Source organism: Ensifer adhaerens, assembly GCF_002940685.1.
GTDB classification, from domain to species: Bacteria; Pseudomonadota; Alphaproteobacteria; order Rhizobiales; family Rhizobiaceae; genus Ensifer; species Ensifer adhaerens_E.
Genome location: NZ_PNFP01000005.1, coordinates 289,944 through 309,903 on the forward strand (window position 1 = coordinate 289,944; position 19,960 = coordinate 309,903).

Sequence of the window (19,960 nt, forward strand, 5' to 3'; positions counted from 1 at the left end):
CAGGACGGATTCTGAAGATTTCAGCGTCAGGCGATACGCTTGCTGGTGGGCTTGGCGCCTCGTTTTGGCACACCATTCTTGCAAAGCGTGGCAATGGCCGAGGCCGGCATGGGCGCGGCGAAAACAAAGCCCTGTATCAGATCGGCACAGTTGTGCTCGTTGATCAGTTGCAACTGATCCGCGGTCTCGACGCCTTCGACGACGATGCGCAGACCGAGCGCGCGGGCAAGGTTGGCTGTCCCGCGCAGAAGCTTGAAGCGCCGCGAATCCTCGCGGATGTTGCGCACGAAGGAACGGTCGATCTTGATAATGTCCACGGGCAGAGCATCGAGATAGCTGAGGCTCGAATAGCCGGTGCCAAAATCGTCGATCGCGATGGTGATGCCGAGGCCGCGCAATTCGCGCAGAATCGCCTGCACCTTGAGCGGCTCGTCCATCAGGTAGCTCTCGGTCACTTCCAGATGCAGCCGCGCGGCGTCGAGACCGGTTACGCGAAGCGCGTCCGTCACCATGACCACGACGTCGCTGCTGCGAAGGTCGAGCACCGACAGGTTGACCGACACGGACACGTCGCCCGGCCAGTCCATGCAGTCCCGGCACGCCTGGTCCAGCACGAAGCGGGTGATTTCCGTGACGAGACCAAGCTCTTCGGCAAGCTGGATGAACACGTTCGGCGGCACCGGCCCGCGCTCGGGATGCGTCCACCGCGCCAGCGCCTCGCAGCATTCGACGCGCCCGCCGTTCGGCGCGAACATCGGCTGGTAGGACAGCGTCAGGCTGCGGGCGTTGATCGCCTCGCGCAGGTCGGCTTTCAGCTTCTGGCGGTCGACGTAGCGGGCATCCATCTCGACTTCGAAGGCGGTGCAGCCGCCGCGATTGCGCAGCTTGGTTTCCGAAAGCGCAAGATCCGCCTTGATCTGCAGGTCTTCGAGCTTGGGGTCGGCGCTCGAAGCGATGACGAAGCCGGCGCTCATCGTCATGCTGAAGGTGAAGCCGCCAGCTTCGTAGGTACCGCGCAGGTCGGCATGAAGTCCGCGCATCCGCTCTTCCAGTCCGGCCGCCTCGGTGGCGTTCGGAAAGAACACGACGAACTCATCGCCCATCAGCCGGGCGGCGATCGCATCGTCGCCGGCGAGCGCCTTCAGCCGGCCGGCAATGGCCTGAAGCAGCTTGTCGCCGACAATGTGTCCGCGCATGTCGTTGACGTGCTTGAATTCCGTCACGTCGAGGACCATCAGCCCGACCAGTCGATCGCCCGTGTCGTCCGCGCTCATGGTCGCCTGCGCCAGTTCCCCGAAATAGTCGCGGCTCGGCAGCTGTGTCAGCTTGTCGAACCGCACCATATGCAGGATCTGCTTTTCCGCCTGGACGCGCGCTGTCACGTCTTCAAAGATCAGCACCGTATCGCCGTTGTCGCGGCGGCTTGCCGAGAACTCGAGATGCAGCTCTTCGCTGACCGGGATCAGCACCTGCGGCCGCTTGCCCTTGAGCAGGAGGTCGAGCTGCCGCAGGATGGCCTTGGTCTTGTCCTGGTCGAGCCGCATGCGCCGCGCGCCACGCCGGATCACGTCGTCGAGCAGCCAGCTCTTGAGTTCGGTCCGGTCGCCAAGGGCCAGCAATTCGCAGGCCCGCTCGTTGGCGACGACCACCCGGCCATCGCCGTCGAGCATGAACAGCCCATGCGTCATGTTGTTGAGTGCGGTGTCGAACTGGCCGGCGATCGTCGCGATCTCGCGCGCCGCCATGACATTCTCATAGAGAAAGGCGCGAACGTTGTTGGCCATCATCCAGGTGGACAGGATGAAGGGCAGGATCAGCACGGCAAGCGCCAGCATGAACACGTCCTGCAGCGTGATCAGGCCGATGACGATCGGCAGGCAGGCCGAGGAGGACAAGAGGAGGACGGCCCGCTCCGAGCCGTAATTGCGGCCGACGAGCGAGATCATCGACGCAAGCGTCACCGAAATGATGGCGAGTTCGGAAAAGGAGTCCCGGCTGACGGCGATGGCGTAGCCGCAGGCGATCCCGCAGGTGAGCGTGACGCTGACGCCGCCGACGATGTAGCGGTTCTCCCATTTGCGGACCATCGCCCGATCGGCATTGGAGAAATCCTGCCGGTCGAACCGCGCCATGTCGAGATTGCGCAGCGCCCAGAGGACGAAGATCACGCCGGAGCAGGCGAGATAGAGCGGATCACTGGTCTTCAGATAGACGAGCAGGAACGTCACGACATGCGACAGCATGCCGATCACCAGCGTTTTGCGATGTTCGTAGAGCGAGCTCACGGATGACAGATACACGTCAGTCGGAAGAGCGCTCTGTCCAAGTCGCATCATGAACCAAGCTCCGGTTTACCGGATTGTTAGGGGTGATGACTTAACGAAAGATTTCGTCTAACGCCCCGAAAAATGTATCGAATCCCAGCAAAATCACGGGCTTTCGCCAGCATCACCCAAGAGTTCAACTCAGGTGTGCGAACCGCATGGGACAATACTCGGTTTCTACAACCAAACATAGGCATTCGCACAATAGAAGGGCTCGCCCGCAACTTCGGCAATTCTGCGACGCCCGGAGATGATCCCAAACTTGCGCCCGTGATGGTTACCCGTTCTTGAAGAATTACCTGTGATTTCCTGCCGTTTCGGCTCGCTCCTCCTGTCTTTTCACCCTGGATCGGCGCGGCAACCGCGCTCACCACCTTCTCAGTTGACTTTCATCTGCAACTGAAGGCAAGGCTTTTCTCAAGCATCCAACGGAGCCTGATGATGTCGAAACCTGTCGTTGCCATCCCCTGCGATTTCCGCGAATTCGACGGCAATGTCTGGCATGTCGTTGCCCATCAATATGTGCGCGCCGCCGTCGAAGGCGCCGGCGTCATGCCCTTCCTCATCCCGGCGCTCGAAACCGGCAACGACATCGACGAGATCCTCGACCGCGTCGACGGCGTACTGGCAAGCGGCGCCCGCTCGAACGTCCATCCCTCGCTCTACGGCCGCGAGGCCAAGGAGAGTGACGGTCCCTTCGATCCCGGCCGCGATGCGACCAGCTTGCCGCTCATCACCCGGGCAATCGAGCGCGGCGTGCCGCTGCTTGCCATCTGTCGCGGTATTCAGGAGCTGAACGTCGCTCTCGGCGGCACGCTTGCCACCGAAATCCAGGACCAACCGGGAATCTGGGATCACCGCAAGCCCGATGTGAAGGAACTCGACGCCGCCTATGGCATTCGCCAGGACGTGATCGTCAAGGAAGGAAGCTGCCTCGCACCGGTACTCGGCGCCGGCCGCATTCGCGTCAACTCGCTGCACCGCCAGGCGATCGGCGCGGCGGCACCCCGTCTTGCGGTCGAGGCGGTTGCCGACGACGGCACGATCGAGGCGGTTTCAGTGATCGGCGCCAAGGCGTTTGCCGTCGGCGTGCAATGGCATCCGGAGTACTGGGTGCGCACGGATACGCCGTCCGCAAGCCTGTTCAAGGCATTCGGCGAAGCCGTCAGGACCTACGCCGCCGGCCGCCTGGCCGCCTGAGGCATAGGTTACGGTTTCATTGCACTCCGAATTTCTGCGATAACATCGCTCTTGGCCAGCGCTTCGTTTGGCGTCTTGTCCACGACATCAAGCACTGTGTGCCCAAGATTGTTTCTAGCCTCGATGTTAGCGCCAGCGTCGAGCAGAGTTCGTATGACCTCTGGACTTTTGCTGAACGCGGCTGCGATCAACAGCGAGGTATTTCCTTCCAATGGGCTGCGCGCTTCTGCGTCAGCACCGGCATCGATCAGCATTCGAACGACCATCGGATCTTCTTGATTTGCGGCAGCTGACATGAGCGCCGTCCAGCCGGCAGTGTTCTTGCCCCCAAATCGACGCCAGCCTCTAATAGGATCTGTATAAGTGCAGGACTCACGTCCGAGCGCTCCAGTGCGCTCAACAACAGCGTATTGCCGAACAGTGGATCCTGCACGTCAATTCTGCCACCAGCGTCAATCAAGTCTTTCACGACCGACGCATCTCCTTGTACTGCCACAGCAAACATGAGTGGTGTCCGGCCATAACGGTCCGACGCGTTGACATCCGCCCCAGCTCGCAAAGCAGATCTTACGTCGTCGGCGGTCCCACTTCTGATGACTTCAAAGAAATCACCGCCGGCACGCGCCGGCCCAGATAGAAAGGACAGCACAAGTAGAACCCACACGATAAATGGCAAGATGCTACCTCTGATAGATAGATTAGCTCCCGGAAAACGTGGGGGCTTCCGCATTTGGGATAGACACGCCAGCGGGTGCCTTGTCCCGACCCGCGACTGGGGGCGGCGAGCTGGCTGTTTTGACAACGCTCGGTCCATGGTGACGGATTTTAGGCGCTACGCCGCGTGAACGGCGTCTCCGGCACCGGCGTCAGCGCCCTGCCGGTTTCAAACCACGCCTCGATGTTATCGACGACGAGATCGGCCATGGCGTTGCGCGTGACCATCGAGGCCGAGGCCACATGCGGCAGGAGCGAAACATTCGGCAGTGCCATTAGCGCCTGGGGCACCTGCGGCTCACTTTCGAAGACATCGAGACCGGCACCGGCGATCACGCCCGCCTGAAGCGCCGCGATCAAGGCCTGTTCGTCGACAGTCGAGCCGCGTCCGACATTGATCAGCACCCCATTGCCGCCAAGCGCGGCAAGAACCTCGGCATTGACCGTCCGCCGCGTCGCCTCGGTGCCGGGTACGATGACAACAAGCGTGTCGACCGCAGCTGCGAGCCCCGTCAGCGTCGAATGGTAGGCATAGGCAAGGCCTTCGCGCGGGCTGCGCGTATGATAGGCGATCGATACGCCGAAGGCTTCGAGCCGCTTGGCAATCGCGAGACCGATGCGTCCAAGACCGTAAAGACCGACACTTCGACCCCGCAGCGACAGTGGCGATAGCGGGAACGCGCCCTCGCGGCTCCAGCGACCTTGGCGCAGCCATTGCTCCGCCTGCGGCAATTGACGGAGCGTGTTGAGCAGCAACCCGACCGCGGTGTCGGCCACTTCTTCCGTCAGGACGTCGGGCGTATTGCTGACGGCAATTCCCTTGGACGCCGCGTGTCCAACCTCGACGCCGTCGTAACCGACGCCGAAATTGGCGATGATCTCAAGTTCAGGCAGGGCATCCATCAGCGCAGCCGGCACGCGCCCGGAAACGGCGATCGCCTTGACGGCCTGCATCTGCGGCGTCACCAGCGTCGCATCGGCACCTTCGATCCGCACCACCTCGAACCGGTCCGCCAGACGATCGATCACTCGCGGATTGATTTTTCCGGGCACGAGAACGCGAATGCGGGCAGACATGGCAATTTTCCTTGCGGGTGATGGACCTCAGGCGATGACCCGCAAGGGGCCCGTCGACTGCCGGATGCGCATCTCCGGCTTGATCAGGTGAATACCATCGGGCTCGTGGCTGCCGGAGAGCTTGTCGAGCAGCGCGCGGGCAGCACTGCGGCCGACGTCGGCCTGCCCATTCCAGACGGTGGTGAGCGCCGGTGTCGCGATCGACGCCTCTTCCAGGTCGTCGTAGCCGGTAACCGAGATGTCGACGCCCGGCACGAGACCGGCGCGCGCGATGCCGTTCATCATGCCGATCGCCACCAGGTCGTTCCAACAGACGACCGCGGTCGGCTTCTGCGGCAGCGAAAGCAGGTGCACGGCGGCTTCGAAGCCGCCCTGCTTCGTGCGAGGGCCGGGAATGCGCAGCTCCGGATCGACCTCGATATTGGCCTTGCGCAGCGCGTTGACGTAGCCCTGGTATCGGTCGCGTCCGGTGGAGGTCTCGTCCGTGCCGCCGACCATGGCGATGCAGCGGTGGCCAAGGCCGATCAGGTGGTTGGCGGCAAGCGAGATGCCGTAGGCGTCGTCGCCGCGGAAGATCGGCACGTCCACGCCCTCAATCGAGCGGGCGATCAGGATCGCCGGCATGCCGTTGTCTTCGGCAAGCTGGATGTCCTCCAGCGGCGTGCCGATCGCCGGCGACATGATCACGCCGTCACCGCCGAGCTGCAGCAGCGTCTCGATGAAATCGCGCTGCTTGTCGACGGAATCGTAGTGATTGGAAAGAATGAAGGTCTGCTTGTCGCGGTCGAGTTCGGCCTCGATCGCCTTCAGGATTTCCCCGTAGAACGGGTTCATGATGTCGTGCACGACGACGCCGATGATGCCGGAGCGCGATGTTCTAAGGCTCGCGGCGCGGCGATTGTAGATATAGCCGAGCGCGCGCGCCTGTTCCTTGATCTTGTCGCGGGTGACCGTCGCCACCAACGGGCTGTCACGCAGGGCCAGGGATACCGTCGCCGTCGAAAGACCGAGTGTTTCCGCGATCGTCGAAAGCTTGACCTTTTGCGCCACGATGCCCCCTGTAAGCCTGTTTCGCCCCATCCGCACGAACCCCAGCCAGGAGTGATGCGGCAAACCGTTCGGCATCCTTCGCGCGCCTTTGAGACGGCACGCGTGCCATAATTTTAAATCCCTATTTAAACTGTTTAAATCGCCGCTGCAATATGCCGCAACGCCGGCTCAGTCGGCAGCGCGCGCAGCCTGGAGATTGCTGTCGACGGCGCGCAGCAGTTTCATCAGCGTGCGAACCTGCTTGTCGGTCAGGCCGCGTGTCGCGAGCTTTTCCGAATGCTGGCCAGCCTCGGCGATCGTCTGCAGCCGGTTGCGGCCGGGCTCGGTGAGATAGACCTTGGTGAGCCGTGCGTCATCGTCGTCCGGACGCCGCTCGAGAAAGCCCTGGGCTTCCATGCGGCCGATGGTGCGGGTCATGGTCGGCGCCTTGACGCCGAGCTTGGCGGCGAGCCCGCCGGCCGTCAGGCCATCGGTTTCGGCCAGCGCCAGCATGACGCCATCCTGTCCGGCATAGAGGCCGCTTTCGAGCAAATTGCGGGAGAGCACGGTGCGCATGGACCGCGCAGCCTGGACAAGGACGGCGGCAAGATCGTGGGGCTCGATCAGGAGCTCGTCCTTCTTCTTGCCGTTCTTGCCCTTCTTTTCGGCCTTGTTCTTCTTGCCCATTGGACCTCCTGCCGAATCCGCGTCTCGCACACTTATAACAATACAGCTTGCGATTACGAACTGTATGACTCAAATAACAATTTTACGACAATTGACGTGGAGGATCGAAGAGAAATGTCGATGCCCGAGCCGCGATGGCAGGACAATCCGGCCGACCTTCCCGAGAGCGCCCGCCACGACTGGATCGCGGTGCTGCCGCTCGGCGCGCATGAGCAGCACGGGCCTCATCTGCCCTTCGAAACCGACACGCTGATTGCCGAAGGCATCGTCTCGCGCGCGATCGCTGCCCTGCCCGCCGACCTGCCGGTGACTTTCCTTCCGGTCGAGCCGATCGGCTACTCGATCGAGCACATGGACGCTGCCGGCAGCCGCACGCTCGCCTATGGCGAGGCGGTCGAGCGCTGGCTCGGTATCGCCGCCAACGTCCATCGGCAAGGCATCCGCAAGTTCGTGATGCTGAACGCCCATGGCGGCAACGCGCCTTTGATGACGATCGTCGCCACCGAGGCGCGGGTGCGCTTCAACATGCTGGCGGTCGCGACGAGCTGGACCCGCTTCGGCCAGCCGGACGGCTGGATTTCGCCCGAGGACAAGGCCCTCGATATCCATGGCGGCGATATCGAGACATCGGTGATGCTGGCGCTCCATCCCGACAAGGTCGACATGGCCAAGGCCGCACGCTTTTCCTCGCGCCAGCAGCAATTCGCGGAACGCTTCAGGCATCTGCGCGCCTACGGTCCCCACGCCTTCGGCTGGAAGATGCGCGACCTCAATCGCGACGGCGTTGCCGGCAATGCCGCCGCGGCGACGGCCGCGCGCGGCGAAATCCTGATCGCCCACGCGGTCAGGGGGTTTATCGAACTTCTCGAAGACATCAGGGATTTCGATCCGGACGATCTGACCTGAGGGGGCCGGCAAAACACTTTCTTTGCGCTTTTGCGCTATCAGAACTGCGAAGCTGACAGCGTCCGACAGAGAACCCCATGGCGAAGATCATTGCGCTCGGCGCCTATTTCTACCAGGCCGTCATCGCCTTCGGCCTGCTGATCGTCGTCGCCCACTGGCTGGCACCGGTCGACTATGCCAGCTACTCGCTCTTCATCTCGATCTGCCAGTTCGCTGCCATCGCCGCCTTCGAATGGGTGCGCTTCGCCTGCACGCGTTTCTACCCCGGACCGGACGCGACAAGCGAAGCGGCGGAACGGCGGGCGATCCTGGTCGAAGCGCTTGCCTGTGCCGTCCTGTGCCTGATCGCGGCGGGACTGTCGCTGCTCTTCGGCGTACCGCCCGTCGTCGCCCTTGTCGGCGGCCTCGTCTCGATCGCGCAAGGCGGCAGCGACCTGCATCTGACCATGCTGCGCTTCCGCCAGAATTTTCGCGCCTTCTCGGTGTTGCAGGGCTCGCGTGCCACCATTCTTGCCGCCGGCACGCTTGCGGGCGCGCTGGTCTCGCCCAGCTTCCTCTCGACGGTCGCCGGCCTTCTCGCCGGTTACGCCGCCTACGGCCTGCTCGCGCTTCTACTGTCGCGCCGCGCCGAGAGCCGCCCTGCCGCAGCGCTCGACAGCACCCGCGTCCGCAAGCACCTCGTCTATGGCAGCGTTTCTGCCGGCGCAGCGACGGCCGCCATGTTTGCACCTTTGGCGCTGAAGGCCATCTTCACCACGGCGCTCGGCACGGCGGGTGCCGCCGGCGCGCTGCTTGCGCTCGACCTGCTGCAGCGCCCCTTCGTGCTGATCGTTTCCGCCCTGCAGGCGATCCAGTACCCGGAAATCGTTGCGGCGCACGACCGGAGCGAGGATCGCACCAGCCTTTCCCGCCAACTCGGACACTACTACGCACTGCTGACGAGCTTTGCGCTGATGATGGCGGCCGGCATTTTTGCCGTCCTTCTGCCCGCGGCCTGGCTCGTCGTCAGTCCCGACCTGCAGCAAGGTTTTCTCGCCACCGCACCCGCCATCATCGTGCTTTCGCTCGTTCGCACGCTGACGCAGATCATGCTGCCGACGCCGCTGCACCTGAGGCAGCGCCTGGCGCTGATCCTGCTCCTGGCGGTAATCGACTGTGCGTTCCTCAATCTCGGCGCTTTGACCGCCCTCGTCGCGGTCGGGCCGGACGGTGCGGCGCTGGCCTGGGGCGGCGCCATCGGAGCCATCCTCGCCGCATTGGTTGGCGTGCGGCTGATGTCCTCACTCGATTTCGATTTTTCCTGGCCGCCCGTCCTCTTCGCCGCCGCCGGACTTGGCGCGGCGATGCTCGCCTTCTTCCTCTCCGGCGATGCCAGCTACGCGACGATCGGCGCCGGCATCCTCATCGGTGGCCTGCTCTGCCTGCTTTCGCTCAACCAGCTGCAGCTGATGATGCGAGTGCCGGCCTAGGCGCTAACAGAAACTGCACGAATTTCCGGTTAGATCGCCGTCGAAACGAGCGGGGAGCGCATCATGAACATCGTCGTCGGCATAGCGACCGCGGGCCGCCGCGAAGTCCTGTCCGAGACCTTGCTGCATCTGACGCGGCAGGCGCGCCTGCCCGACGCGATCTTCGTCTGCCCGAGCGCGGCCGATGATGTCGACGCGGCATTCGCCAAGACGTTACCGGTCCCGGTCACCGTCGTTCGCGGCGAACGGGGGCTGACCAAACAGCGAAACGCCATTCTCGCGTGCGCCGGTGCCGCCGAACTGCTCGTGTTCTTCGACGACGACTTCCTGCCGCGCGGCGATTTTCTCGCAGAAGCTGAGAAGCTCTTCGAGGCAGCGCCCGATATCGTCGTTGCAACGGGGCTCGTTCTTGCCGACGGCATTCACGGCCCGGGCATTCCCGTCGGGGATGGTCTGGAAATCCTCCGACGCGACGGCGTGACAACCACAGGCAATCCGCCGGTCCCGGTCTACAACGCCTATGGCTGCAACATGGTCTTCCGCTTCTCGGCCATCGCGGCCGACGGAACCCGCTTCGACGAGCGTCTGCCGCTCTATGGCTGGCAGGAGGATGTCGATTTCTGCCGCCGTCTTGCCGAACGGGGGCGGATCGTGAAATCCGACGCCCTGCGCGGCGTGCATCTCGGCAACAAGCGCGGCCGCACCTCCGGCCTGCGGTTCGGCTACTCGCAGGTCGCCAACCCGCTCTATCTCTTCCGCAAGGGCACCGTCAGCCTGAAATGGGCCCTGCGCCTGATGGGCGGCAACATCGCCGCCAATCTCGCAGGCAGCCTCAAGCCGCAGGGCCTTGTCGATCGGCGCGGCCGCCTCAAGGGCAACGTCATCGCCTTTCTCGATCTCCTGCGCGGCCGCATGGATCCGCAACGCATGCTGGAGCTTTGATCGTTCCTGCCGTCGTCCGCAAGGCTATGACGACCGGCCAGCCGCCAGCATGTTGAGCAGCATCACCGCACTTCCGTCCCAGGAAAAGCGTTTGGCATTGTCGTAGCCGGCACGCGTCAGCGCGCGACGAAGATCTCCATCGGCCGAAATCGTCCGCATAGCCTCGACCAGCGTATCCGTCTTTGTCGGATCGAAGTAGCGGACCGCATCGCCACAGGCCTCTCGCACCGGCGGAATGTCGGCGGCCAGCACCGGGCAGCCCTGTGTCATCGCCTCGAGCGGCGGAATGCCGAAACCTTCATAGAGGCTTGGGAAGACGAAGGCGACGGCGCGGCGCTGCAGCCCGGCGACCTCTTCGTCCGTCAGGCGCCCCGGAAAGATCAGGTTTCCCTTCGATGTCGGCGCGATGTCGCGAAACACCGTCGGGTCGGTGCCCCCGACGACGACGAGCTTGTGATCACCGGCACCAAACGCCTCGAAGGCCTTGACCGCGAACTCGACATTCTTGTTGGGCTTCAGCGTGCCAACCAGGAGGAAGAAGGGCGTATCGGCAAGCCCCAGCCGCGCGATGATGCCGTCGTCCGGCTGAAGTCCGGCAAAATGATCGGTCGCATTGTAGATCACGTCGATACCGACCGCCGGCACACGGAAGACCTCGGCGAGTTCGCGTCGCGAGAAGTTGGAAACCGTGCCGATCTTCGCCCGCCACGTAAGAAGATAGCCCAACGTTCCATGGAACAGCCGGTAGCCGCGCCCGAACGAGGCCGGATGGCGAAACAAGGTGACATCGTGGATCACCACCACCTGATCGCCATGCAGCACCGGTCCGCTACCGCCGAAACCGATGAGCGTGTCGCGTCGCGCGCGCCAGCAAAGCGGGCCCTGCTCCCAGACATGGCCAGGCCCTGCGCCAAAACGCTCGAGCGAAATCGCCTTGAGGCCGAGATCGTCAACCGCCTTGCCCGGCGCAAGCAGCCGCCAGCGCACATCCTTCAGCGCATGCGGCACGGCGCCGGAGGCGATGCGGGCATCAAGTGCCCGGGTCATCTCCCGGGCAAAACGCTGCACGCCGGTAAGCGGCTGGGTCAGGAACCGGCCATTGATGGAAATCGTCTTCACGCACGCCCCCTCGATGTGCCCGCACTGTCGCCGATCTTGATGAAGGGACGGTTATCGGCGCGGCAGCAGAGGCCCGTTCCAGCCGGCAAAATCGTCGGCGCCATTTGCGCATCGTCGCCGCATCTCCTATATGAAACGCAACTAGGATGCCCGCTCCCGCATCCGGAAATCCCAGAGGTTCCCATGACCGAAACATCCCCGCAGAAGCCGATCCCCGTCACCGTGCTCACCGGCTATCTCGGCGCCGGCAAGACGACGCTTTTGAACCGCATCCTCAGCGAGAACCACGGCCGCAAATACGCCGTCATCGTCAACGAGTTCGGCGAGATCGGCATCGACAACGACCTGATCGTGGAATCCGACGAGGAAATCTACGAGATGAACAACGGCTGCGTCTGCTGCACCGTGCGCGGCGACCTGATCCGCGTGGTGGAAGGCCTGATGCGCCGCCCCGGCCGCTTCGACGCGATCATCGTCGAAACCACCGGCCTTGCCGACCCGGTGCCGGTCGCCCAGACCTTCTTCATGGATGACGATGTTCGCGCCAAGACCGAGCTCGACGCCGTCGTCGCCCTCGTCGACGCCAAGCACCTGCCGCTCCGCCTCAAGGACAGCCGCGAGGCCGAAGATCAGATCGCCTTTGCCGATGTCGTTCTGCTCAACAAGACCGACCTCGTCACCCCCGAGGAGCTGGAGCGCATCGAAGCGACCGTGCGCGTCATCAATCCGTCGGCCCGCATCTACCGCACGCAGCGCTCCGACATCGATCTCGCCAAGGTCCTCGATCAGGGTGCCTTCAACCTCGAACGGGCGCTGGAAAACGATCCGCATTTCCTCGACCAGGACGAGCACGAACACGACCACACTTGCGGTCCGGACTGCGGCCACGACCATCATCACCACCATGATCACGATCACCACCACCATGATCATGATCATGATCATGACCACGATCACGACCATCATCACCATCACCACGACGCCCCCTCGCCGATCCATGACGTGACGGTGCAGTCGATCTCGCTGCGCGGCGGCGAGATGAACCCGGACCGCTTCTTCCCCTGGATCCAGAAGATCACCCAGACAGACGGCCCGAACATCCTGCGCCTGAAGGGCATCATCGCCTTTGCCGGCGACGCCGAGCGCTATGTCGTCCAGGGCGTGCACATGATCATCGAAGGCGATCACCAGCGTGCGTGGAAGGAAGGCGAGAAGCGCGAAAGCCGCCTCGTCTTCATCGGCCGGGATCTCGACCGTGAAAAGCTCGAGCGCACCTTCAAGGCCTGCGAGGCGCAGCCGAACTGATGCCGACTGTCGCTCCCCTCGATCTCGAAGGTCACGTCGTCGGCGTGACCTTTCTCAGAGGCGTCCCCTTCTTCGCCGAAGCCACCGGTGCCATTCACCGCCTCGACCTCGGTCACAAGACGACCAAGGTTCACGAAGGCCTTTTGTCGCTCGTCGTCGACGAAGCGAACGATACGCTTTTGACCGGCGGTGAAGACGGCAAGGTCATGCGCACCGCCGCTGACGGCACGACGGCACTCGTCGCCGAGGCACCACGCAAGTGGATCGCCCAGGTTGCCGCCGGCCCGCAAGGCGCCGTTGCCTACGCCTATGGCAAGACCAGCCATGTTCGTCTCGCCGATGGCACCACCAAGGAATTTGCCGAGGAACGCACCGTCGAGGGGCTCGCCTTTGCGCCAAAGGGCCTGCGTGTTGCCGCAGCCCGCTACAATGGCGTCTCCTTGCATTGGGTCGGCACATCCGGCCAGCCGATCGACCTCGAATGGAAGGGCGCCCATACCGGCGTCACCTTCTCGCCGGACGGCCGCTTCCTCGTCACGACGATGCAGGAAAACGCGCTGCATGGCTGGAAGCTCGACGCCAAGCCCGGTGCCGAGGCGCGCCACATGCGCATGACCGGCTATCCGGCCAAGGTGAAATCGCTCTCCTGGTCGGCCAAGGGCAAGTGGCTCGCCTCCTCAGGCGCACCGGCGGCCATCGTCTGGCCCTTCCAGGGCAAGGACGGTCCGATGGGCAAGGCGCCGCTGGAACTCGGGACACGCGCCGACATCATGGTGACATCCGTCTGCTGCCATCCGGCCGAAGACATCGTCGCAATCGGCTATCAGGATGGCATGATCCTCGGCGCGCGCTTTGCCGACAGCAAGGAAGTGCTGCTGCGCCGTCCGGGCAAGGGCGCCATCACCGCGATGGCCTGGAACAAAGACGGCAAGCAGCTCGCCTTCGGCTCGGCCGAGGGCGACTGCGGTGTCGTCGATATCGCCGGATAGCGGGTGGCGCATGACCGCATTGATTGAGACCCAGCGCTACGAAGGCGCGCTCGCCGCACCGCTCGCCGATGGCCAGGTCTGGAGCCTGATCCGGTTGGAGGCACGCGCGCTTGCCGCACGTGAGCCGGTCATGGCGCAGGCTCTGGCGCTGGTCACCGATGCCGGGTCCGATGCCGCGCTGCTGGCTGGCGTTCTCGCCGCCCCGCTCGCCGTCGCGCGCGTGGACGAGCTGGCGCTTGCGTCCCTGCTTGCGGAGGTTTTCAGCGCCAACCCGCAGGTTCTGCTTGCAACCGAGGCCGATCTCCAGGCGGTCAAAGAGCGCGACCCGGCCTGCCCGGGGCTCTTGCATGTCCTCTTGAACCTCAAGGGTTTCCAGGCGCTGCAAACCTATCGGGCGGCCCACCAGCTCTGGTCGGAGGACCGCAGGGAGGTGGCCAGTTGGTTGTCCAACCTCGCCTCGCTCGTTTTCGGCCCGGACATTCATCCGGCCGCCTGCATCGGCAAGGCCGTGATGCTGGATCACGGTTCCGGCATCGTCATCGGCGAGACCTCCATCATCGAGGACCAGGTCTCGATCCTGCAGAATGTCACCCTCGGCGGCACCGGCAAGGAAACCGGCGACCGGCATCCGAAGATCCGCCGCGGCGTGATGATCGGCGCCGGCGCCGAGATCCTCGGCAATATCGAGGTCGGCGCCTATAGCAAGGTCGCGGCCGGAAGCGTCGTCCTGAAATCCGTGCCGCCGCGCACCACGGTCGCAGGTGTGCCGGCGACGGTCGTTCGCATCCACCGCGTCGACGAGGTACCGGCGGCCGAAATGGATCAGACGATCGTCTGATCCGAGGCGAGACCGCACGCCGGCGTCGCAGGCTATGGCATGGCGACCGGTGGTCCGGTGAAGGCGCGCCCCAAGGGCGCTGTGCCAGCCGGTTGCCCCCTCGCGCAACACGCGATAACTGGAGTTCCTGACCTCCCGAAATCTCTGCCGCTTTGATCAGGATCACCGATGACGCTTGCCTCCCAACGCTCCCGTTCGGCTCCATCGATCCCGGGCACCGTGTGGTTGCTCGGTTTCGTCAGCATGCTCATGGACATCTCCTCGGAGATGGTCCAGACGCTGCTGCCGCTCTACCTCGTCAGCGGTCTCGGCGCGTCGGCTGCCATGGTCGGGCTGATCGAGGGCCTGTCTGTTGCGGTGGCGACCGTGACAAAGTTCTTTTCCGGCGCCTTCTCCGACATCACCCGCAACCGCAAGCACCTGGCAACCTTGGGCTACGGCCTGGCGGCGCTATCGAAGCCGCTCATTCCGCTTGCGGATTCGCTGACGATGGTCGCCGGCGCCAAGTTTCTCGACCGGGTCGGCAAGGGCATTCGCGGTGCGCCGCGCGACGCGCTGATCGCCGATGTCACGCCGCCGGAGATCCGTGGCGCAAGTTTCGGCCTGCGCAAGTCGCTCGACACCGTCGGCGGCTTCGTCGGCCCGTTGGTCGCAATCGGCCTGATGCTGGCCACCGGCGGCAGCTTCACCACGGTCTTCTGGATCGCCGTCGTGCCGGCGTTTCTCGCCGTCTTCCTGCTCGCCGTGGCCGTGCGCGAACCGAAAGCCTCGGAGGGCATGCGCAAGCCAGCACCCGGTTTCAAGGATATCGCCTTGCTGGCACCGGCCGTATGGCTCGTCATCGCCGTTTCTTCGGTGCTGACGCTTGCCCGTTTCAGCGAGGCGTTCCTGCTGTTGCGCGCCGGCGAGGTCGGCTTCTCGCTCGCCTGGATCCCGATCACCATGGTCATCATGCATCTGGTCTACGGGCTTGCCGCCTACCCGGTCGGCATCCTCTCGGACCGTGTCGGCCGGCGCGGCCTGCTTGCCGTCAGCCTCGTCTTTCTCGTTGCCGCAGATCTCCTGCTGGCAACGACCGAAAGCGTCGGCTTCTTCCTGGTGGCGATCGTGCTCTGGGGCCTGCACATGGGCTTCTCCCAGGGCATACTGGCAACGCTCGTCGCCGACACCGCTCCCGCCAATCTGCGCGGCAGCGCCTTTGGCCTGTTCAACCTCACGACCGGGGCAGCCGTGGTCGTCGCCAATCTCGCGGCCGGGCTTCTGTGGGACGGATATGGCGCCGCCGCCACCTTCGTCATGGGTGCGATTTTCAGCGCTGCCGCGCTGCTTGCCCTTCCGCTTCTGCCACGGAGCAATCGCAACATTCACCACCCCTGATCGAGGCGGAACACCTCAGATCTTCACGAGCGCCGCCGTCAGATACATGAAGGCGGCACCGGCCGCGAGCCCGGCCAGAACCGGCGGCGTCAGGAAGACGTCGCGCCCGCGATCGCTCTGGCGCATCAGATAGGCACCGACCTCGATGATCACCTGCAGGATCGCGCCCGCGCCGACCGCCAGCGCCAGCGCCGACCATTGCGCCGAGGTCGCCAGGCTCCCGAGCCACATGCCGATGACAGCCGGACCACCGGCAAGCAGCGTCAGGCCGACAAAAACCCCGGCAGACGGCCTCTTGTTCAGGATGGGAGCGGCAATGCCGATGCCTTCGGTGACGTTGTGAAGCGCAAAGCCGAGCACCAGGAAAGTGCCGAGCCCGGCCGAGCCCGCGGCAAAGGCGGCACCAATCGCCAGCCCCTCGCCGAGATTGTGCAGCCCGATGCCGAGCGCGATATAGGTGGAGAGCGCCAGCCCCGCCGGAGCGCCGCTTCGCCTGCCGATCGCCATCAAGAGGAGGAAGCTGCTCAAGCCCGCCAGCACCACCATGACCGGCCCCTGGAAGACCGCTGCCGCCTCGCCGGCAAGCTCGAGCGCCTCGCCGCTGGCATCGACCAGCAGGAAGCCGAGCAGGCCGATCGTCAGCGACAGCAGGAAGGCCATGCCTTCGCGGCCGACCCCGCGCAGCACCGGGTAGAACATCAGGCCGACGGCCACAGGCACGATGCCGACGATGATGCCGACCAGAGCCTGCAACCGCAACTGGCCTGACATCGCCTGCGGCGTCGGCACGGCGACGGCAATGTCATGCGCAAAGGTGGCGCCGGTGTTGGTTACCACCTTCACCGCATGCGCTTCACCGAGCATCCAGGGGAACGGCAGCTTCAGCCACGCAGCCCTCCCCCGCGCGATCGGACCCGGCGGGTCCTGGGTGAATTGCCAGTAGGCGTCGTCCACCTGGACCTGCGCCACCGTCATCGGTTCCGATCCGCCGGCGCGAACAAGAAGGCTGAGGCCGCTTTCGTCGAGCACCGTCCGTTCGAAGGTCAGGTTTTCGACGGGGGGTGCACCGTTGCGGAAGCCCGACAACGGATCGGTCGACAGAATCCAGGCAACGGCGATGCCGAAGACGATGAGGGGCAGCGCCAGCCACACCAGGTTGGTCCTCGCCGCGCGGAAGGCGGCTCTCGGCAGGGTCTCGTTCATGCCAGCGCCTCCACCACATCGAACATGCCGACCCAGCCGAGTTCTGTGAACTCGGTCTGGTGCGGGTGGAACATGTAAAGTCCGGGTTCGTGCTCGGCGAAGGTAAACTCCAGAATGCCACGCTGCGCCTGGCACTGGGTGATGAGATCGACGGTCTTCAAGGTCGGCGTCAGCGTCGTGCCCTGATCGAAGTAGTCGAAGAAATTGGCGTGCAGGTGGAACGAGTTGATCGGGTCGAACTCGATGACGTTGATGAGATAGATGCGCACCGGCTTGCCCTTCACGATCCGGATCGGACGCTTCATGAAGGCGTGGGCGACGGTGTTGACGGCATAGAACTCGTTCTCGGCATCGAAGTTGGTGTCGAAGGCGTTCATCACCATCACCAGTTCCTGCCAGCCGGCATTCTCCGGCGTGCCGAGCAATCGCGACCGGGCGACGTCGGCATGCTCCGGCCGGCGCTCCGGATCCGGGTCGATGACGAAGGCGCCGTACATGCCCTTGTGGATGTGCCGGCGCAGCGGCATGGCGTGGCAATGATAGAGATGGCAGCCGAAGGGCTTGGCATCGAATTCATAAGTAAACTCGTCACCGGGATCGACCATGCCGGCGCCCGGCACGCCGTCCATGCGCGCCGCGTGAATGCCGTGAAAATGGATCGAATGCGGATGCGAGGCGTAATTGCGAAAGACGATCCTCAGCCGCTCGCCCTCCTTCGCCCGGAGCGCCGGCCCCGGTACGCGACCGTTGTAGGTCCAGGCGGGGAACTTGATGCCGGGCGCGATCTCGATCTCGCGGTCCTCGGCCGTCATTTCGAAGGTGCGTAGCGTGCGCCCGTCCGGCAGCGTCGAAACGGTGCCCGTGTCCCAATCGGTCAGCATCTCCGTCGGATCGAAACCATTGACGGCGCTATCGACCTCGCCGACCGTCATCATCGCGCCATGCCCCATGGCCGGCATCGGCTCCTGGCCCGTCGCTCCCGATGGCGCGGCATGACCGACATGGCTCGCCTGCTGCTGGCCCAAGGCGGCGCTGGTACAGATCGCCGTCCCGCCTGCTGCAGCCAGCCCGCCCATCAGCAGACTGCGCCTTCGCAGCAGATCCGGTCTCGTCGGCTTGTCCATGTTCGCCCCTCTTCCTCATTGAATGACGCGCCCCGCACAACGCCTGACCGAGGCCAGCAAAGCGCCCAGATGCTTCTGCAAATCATTTGCATCACATCTTCAATGCAAATGCAACTCATTCGCAACTAACTTGGAGCGTGATTTCCCGGTCCGGGGGCCGGCAGGGCCACTCCGCCAACGCGCCGCCCTGCCATCGACCCTGAAGCAAGAACGTCCCCGAAAGGCGCTGGCCCGGGGACGTTGAGCGGAACCCGGCCCATGGACCGGAAAAGGCGGCCGCGTGGCCAGGGCGAGCGGCCGCCGGCCTCACCATTCGAGTTCGAGTTGCGGTCGCCCGTTCGAGGTCTTCTCGAGCGTTCGTCCCGTTTCGTCGACGGTCGCGACCACCCTCTGGCGAAAAGCCGAAAAGCTTTCGAAGGTGACGACGTCGACCGGCTCGTCGAATTTCATCGTCAGGCGGTAGCGTCCCGGCTGCGCCGCGATCGCCTGGACGCCCAGGATCTCGCCTTCAAAGGGCTGGCCGAGATAATGGCCCTTGACCCGGGATCCGAGCATCCAGGGATTGAAGGGTGGCCGGTTGCCGACAGCGGCATGCAGCGTGTTCCAGTCGCGATAGCCGTATTGCGCGGCGACGAGCTCGAGCGCGCGAGAATGGCCGATGGTTTCGCCTTCGGATGCAAGGCGGGCGCGCAGGCGTTTTGCCTGGTCTTTCAGGGCGTCGAGCGAGGGAAGCGTGGTTGATCCGCGCGTCATGAGAAGGTCTCCTCAGGCGGCATGCATTCCTTGAAGATGGGAGCCCGCATTGCCACCGGTTCGCATGCCGTTTCGGCTGACCGTGTCTCGAAAGAAGGACTTCACCAAAGCATGACGCTCGCGGACGGCAGGGACCTTCACCCTGCGGTCTCCATAGGGGATGCCGCCCTGCCTGTCAAACCTGCCGCGGAACTGGCACCCCCGCGCGAAAGGCGATTGCGCACGCGCAAAAGCTGTGGGACGACTACCGGAGACCACGAGGGAGGACATCATGACCGACATGACGATACTCGCATTCGCACTGGTTGCCTTCATCGGCATCGCGACACCGGGCCCGACGGTCCTGCTCGCGCTCACCAACGGCTCACGCTACGGCGTGCGGCGCGCAACCGCCGGCATGGTCGGCGCCGTGCTGTCGGATTTCGTGCTGATCGGGGCGGTCGCGCTTGGCCTTGGCGCGCTGCTGGCGGCTTCCGAATTCTGGTTCACCGTCGTCAAATGGCTGGGCGCCGCCTATCTCGCCTTTCTTGGCATCATGCTGCTCAGGTCGAAGGGGACGATCCAGGTTTCGGGCGCGTCCGGCAGCTCCAGTCCCGTTTCCTCTGGCGCGATCTTCCTCAAAAGCTTTCTCGTTGCCGTCACCAATCCCAAGGGCTACCTGTTCTTCACCGCCTTCCTGCCGCAGTTCATCGACCCGGCAGCACCACAGGCGTCGCAATACGCCATGCTTGCGCTCGTCTTTGCCACCGTCGATTTCATCGTGATGTTCGGCTATGCGCTGCTCGGCGCGAAAGCCGCGGCGTTCCTCAAGCGCTCCGGCGCCATCTGGCTCGACCGCCTCTGCGGCGGCGCATTGCTAGCGCTGGCTGGTTCGCTCGCCCTCTATCGCCGCGCCACCGCCTGA

The 19,960-nt window shown here is 64.2% G+C and carries 19 protein-coding genes; 9 read left to right on the plus strand and 10 right to left on the minus strand.

Features of this window, described 5'->3' with window-relative positions:
- Positions 1 to 26: 26 nt before the first annotated feature.
- Complete coding sequence (locus tag C1A35_RS12390; RefSeq protein WP_104664608.1) at positions 27 to 2,336, minus strand: putative bifunctional diguanylate cyclase/phosphodiesterase; 2,310 nt, start codon at positions 2,334 to 2,336, stop codon at positions 27 to 29.
- Between the two features lie 429 nt (positions 2,337 to 2,765).
- On the opposite strand from C1A35_RS12390, the gene C1A35_RS12395 reads away from it, so the two are divergent.
- Complete coding sequence (locus C1A35_RS12395) at positions 2,766 to 3,524, plus strand: gamma-glutamyl-gamma-aminobutyrate hydrolase family protein (protein WP_104664720.1); 759 nt, start codon at positions 2,766 to 2,768, stop codon at positions 3,522 to 3,524.
- An 8-nt stretch (positions 3,525 to 3,532) separates the two neighbouring features.
- Here C1A35_RS12395 and C1A35_RS12400 read toward each other — a convergent pair whose 3' ends face one another.
- The 5 genes from C1A35_RS12400 to C1A35_RS12415 form a co-directional block, all read right to left on the minus strand.
- Complete coding sequence (locus C1A35_RS12400) at positions 3,533 to 3,874, minus strand: ankyrin repeat domain-containing protein (RefSeq protein WP_272939261.1); 342 nt, start codon at positions 3,872 to 3,874, stop codon at positions 3,533 to 3,535.
- A complete protein-coding gene (locus C1A35_RS37265) occupies positions 3,772 to 4,338 on the minus strand; it encodes an ankyrin repeat domain-containing protein (RefSeq protein ID WP_369126477.1) in 567 nt (188 codons plus the stop codon). The genes C1A35_RS12400 and C1A35_RS37265 overlap by 103 nt, the downstream gene beginning before the upstream one ends.
- A gap of 11 nt (positions 4,339 to 4,349) precedes the next feature.
- Positions 4,350 to 5,315, minus strand: a complete 966-nt coding sequence (locus tag C1A35_RS12405; RefSeq protein WP_104664610.1) for a 2-hydroxyacid dehydrogenase — start codon at positions 5,313 to 5,315, stop codon at positions 4,350 to 4,352.
- Positions 5,316 to 5,342: 27 nt separating this feature from the next.
- Positions 5,343 to 6,365, minus strand: coding sequence for a LacI family DNA-binding transcriptional regulator (locus C1A35_RS12410; RefSeq protein ID WP_034786913.1), 1,023 nt, complete (start codon positions 6,363 to 6,365; stop codon positions 5,343 to 5,345).
- Between the two features lie 168 nt (positions 6,366 to 6,533).
- Complete coding sequence (locus tag C1A35_RS12415; RefSeq protein ID WP_077959689.1) at positions 6,534 to 7,031, minus strand: MarR family winged helix-turn-helix transcriptional regulator; 498 nt, start codon at positions 7,029 to 7,031, stop codon at positions 6,534 to 6,536.
- Positions 7,032 to 7,145: 114 nt separating this feature from the next.
- Here C1A35_RS12415 and C1A35_RS12420 point away from each other — a divergent pair, with 114 nt between their 5' ends.
- The 3 genes from C1A35_RS12420 (at position 7,146) to C1A35_RS12430 (ending at position 10,348) form a co-directional block, all read left to right on the plus strand.
- Entirely contained in the window at positions 7,146 to 7,937 is a 792-nt protein-coding gene (locus C1A35_RS12420; protein WP_104664611.1) for a creatininase family protein, read from the plus strand.
- 77 nt (positions 7,938 to 8,014) lie between these two features.
- Positions 8,015 to 9,406, plus strand: coding sequence for a hypothetical protein (locus tag C1A35_RS12425; protein ID WP_104664612.1), 1,392 nt, complete (start codon positions 8,015 to 8,017; stop codon positions 9,404 to 9,406).
- A 63-nt stretch (positions 9,407 to 9,469) separates the two neighbouring features.
- Positions 9,470 to 10,348 carry a glycosyltransferase family 2 protein gene (locus tag C1A35_RS12430; RefSeq protein ID WP_104664613.1) on the plus strand — a complete coding sequence of 293 codons (879 nt, stop codon included), beginning with the start codon at positions 9,470 to 9,472 and terminating at the stop codon, positions 10,346 to 10,348.
- A 24-nt stretch (positions 10,349 to 10,372) separates the two neighbouring features.
- On the opposite strand, the gene C1A35_RS12435 is transcribed toward C1A35_RS12430, so the two are convergent.
- Complete coding sequence (locus C1A35_RS12435; RefSeq protein WP_104664614.1) at positions 10,373 to 11,467, minus strand: glycosyltransferase family 4 protein; 1,095 nt, start codon at positions 11,465 to 11,467, stop codon at positions 10,373 to 10,375.
- 183 nt (positions 11,468 to 11,650) lie between these two features.
- On the opposite strand from C1A35_RS12435, the gene C1A35_RS12440 reads away from it, so the two are divergent.
- The 4 genes from C1A35_RS12440 to C1A35_RS12455 all read left to right on the plus strand — a co-directional run bounded on the left by C1A35_RS12440 (position 11,651) and on the right by C1A35_RS12455 (position 15,976).
- Positions 11,651 to 12,772 carry a CobW family GTP-binding protein gene (locus C1A35_RS12440; protein WP_104664615.1) on the plus strand — a complete coding sequence of 374 codons (1,122 nt, stop codon included), beginning with the start codon at positions 11,651 to 11,653 and terminating at the stop codon, positions 12,770 to 12,772.
- Positions 12,772 to 13,761: a WD40 repeat domain-containing protein gene (locus C1A35_RS12445; protein WP_104664616.1), complete on the plus strand. Its 990-nt coding sequence runs from the start codon at positions 12,772 to 12,774 to the stop codon at positions 13,759 to 13,761. The genes C1A35_RS12440 and C1A35_RS12445 overlap by 1 nt, the downstream gene beginning before the upstream one ends.
- Before the next feature lie 10 nt (positions 13,762 to 13,771).
- Positions 13,772 to 14,599 (plus strand): serine O-acetyltransferase, encoded by an 828-nt coding sequence (gene cysE, locus C1A35_RS12450; protein WP_104664617.1) that lies wholly within the window; start codon positions 13,772 to 13,774, stop codon positions 14,597 to 14,599.
- A gap of 168 nt (positions 14,600 to 14,767) precedes the next feature.
- Positions 14,768 to 15,976, plus strand: a complete 1,209-nt coding sequence (locus C1A35_RS12455) for an MFS transporter (RefSeq protein ID WP_104664618.1) — start codon at positions 14,768 to 14,770, stop codon at positions 15,974 to 15,976.
- Positions 15,977 to 15,991: 15 nt separating this feature from the next.
- On the opposite strand, the gene C1A35_RS12460 is transcribed toward C1A35_RS12455, so the two are convergent.
- The 3 genes from C1A35_RS12460 to C1A35_RS12470 form a co-directional block, all read right to left on the minus strand.
- Positions 15,992 to 17,179: a metal transporter gene (locus tag C1A35_RS12460; protein WP_104664619.1), complete on the minus strand. Its 1,188-nt coding sequence runs from the start codon at positions 17,177 to 17,179 to the stop codon at positions 15,992 to 15,994.
- Positions 17,176 to 18,303, minus strand: coding sequence for a multicopper oxidase domain-containing protein (locus C1A35_RS12465; RefSeq protein ID WP_104664620.1), 1,128 nt, complete (start codon positions 18,301 to 18,303; stop codon positions 17,176 to 17,178). The genes C1A35_RS12460 and C1A35_RS12465 overlap by 4 nt, the downstream gene beginning before the upstream one ends.
- A gap of 306 nt (positions 18,304 to 18,609) precedes the next feature.
- Positions 18,610 to 19,056 (minus strand): glyoxalase superfamily protein, encoded by a 447-nt coding sequence (locus C1A35_RS12470; RefSeq protein ID WP_104664621.1) that lies wholly within the window; start codon positions 19,054 to 19,056, stop codon positions 18,610 to 18,612.
- 271 nt (positions 19,057 to 19,327) lie between these two features.
- On the opposite strand from C1A35_RS12470, the gene C1A35_RS12475 reads away from it, so the two are divergent.
- A complete protein-coding gene (locus C1A35_RS12475) occupies positions 19,328 to 19,960 on the plus strand; it encodes a LysE family translocator (protein WP_104664622.1) in 633 nt (210 codons plus the stop codon).

Bases quoted from the DNA above. Each gene is read 5' to 3' on its own strand.
- C1A35_RS12420 (WP_104664611.1), top strand. From the start codon at position 7,146: ATGTCGATGCCCGAGCCGCGATGGCAGGACAATCCGGCCGACCTTCCC.
- C1A35_RS12470 (WP_104664621.1), bottom strand. From the start codon at position 19,056: ATGACGCGCGGATCAACCACGCTTCCCTCGCTCGACGCCCTGAAAGAC.
- C1A35_RS12440 (WP_104664615.1), top strand. From the start codon at position 11,651: ATGACCGAAACATCCCCGCAGAAGCCGATCCCCGTCACCGTGCTCACC.
- C1A35_RS37265 (WP_369126477.1), bottom strand. From the start codon at position 4,338: ATGGACCGAGCGTTGTCAAAACAGCCAGCTCGCCGCCCCCAGTCGCGG.
- C1A35_RS12475 (WP_104664622.1), top strand. From the start codon at position 19,328: ATGACCGACATGACGATACTCGCATTCGCACTGGTTGCCTTCATCGGC.
- C1A35_RS12405 (WP_104664610.1), bottom strand. From the start codon at position 5,315: ATGTCTGCCCGCATTCGCGTTCTCGTGCCCGGAAAAATCAATCCGCGA.
- C1A35_RS12390 (WP_104664608.1), bottom strand. From the start codon at position 2,336: ATGATGCGACTTGGACAGAGCGCTCTTCCGACTGACGTGTATCTGTCA.
- C1A35_RS12460 (WP_104664619.1), bottom strand. From the start codon at position 17,179: ATGAACGAGACCCTGCCGAGAGCCGCCTTCCGCGCGGCGAGGACCAAC.
- C1A35_RS12430 (WP_104664613.1), top strand. From the start codon at position 9,470: ATGAACATCGTCGTCGGCATAGCGACCGCGGGCCGCCGCGAAGTCCTG.
- C1A35_RS12445 (WP_104664616.1), top strand. From the start codon at position 12,772: ATGCCGACTGTCGCTCCCCTCGATCTCGAAGGTCACGTCGTCGGCGTG.
- C1A35_RS12465 (WP_104664620.1), bottom strand. From the start codon at position 18,303: ATGGACAAGCCGACGAGACCGGATCTGCTGCGAAGGCGCAGTCTGCTG.
- C1A35_RS12395 (WP_104664720.1), top strand. From the start codon at position 2,766: ATGTCGAAACCTGTCGTTGCCATCCCCTGCGATTTCCGCGAATTCGAC.
- cysE (WP_104664617.1), top strand. From the start codon at position 13,772: ATGACCGCATTGATTGAGACCCAGCGCTACGAAGGCGCGCTCGCCGCA.
- C1A35_RS12415 (WP_077959689.1), bottom strand. From the start codon at position 7,031: ATGGGCAAGAAGAACAAGGCCGAAAAGAAGGGCAAGAACGGCAAGAAG.
- C1A35_RS12425 (WP_104664612.1), top strand. From the start codon at position 8,015: ATGGCGAAGATCATTGCGCTCGGCGCCTATTTCTACCAGGCCGTCATC.
- C1A35_RS12455 (WP_104664618.1), top strand. From the start codon at position 14,768: ATGACGCTTGCCTCCCAACGCTCCCGTTCGGCTCCATCGATCCCGGGC.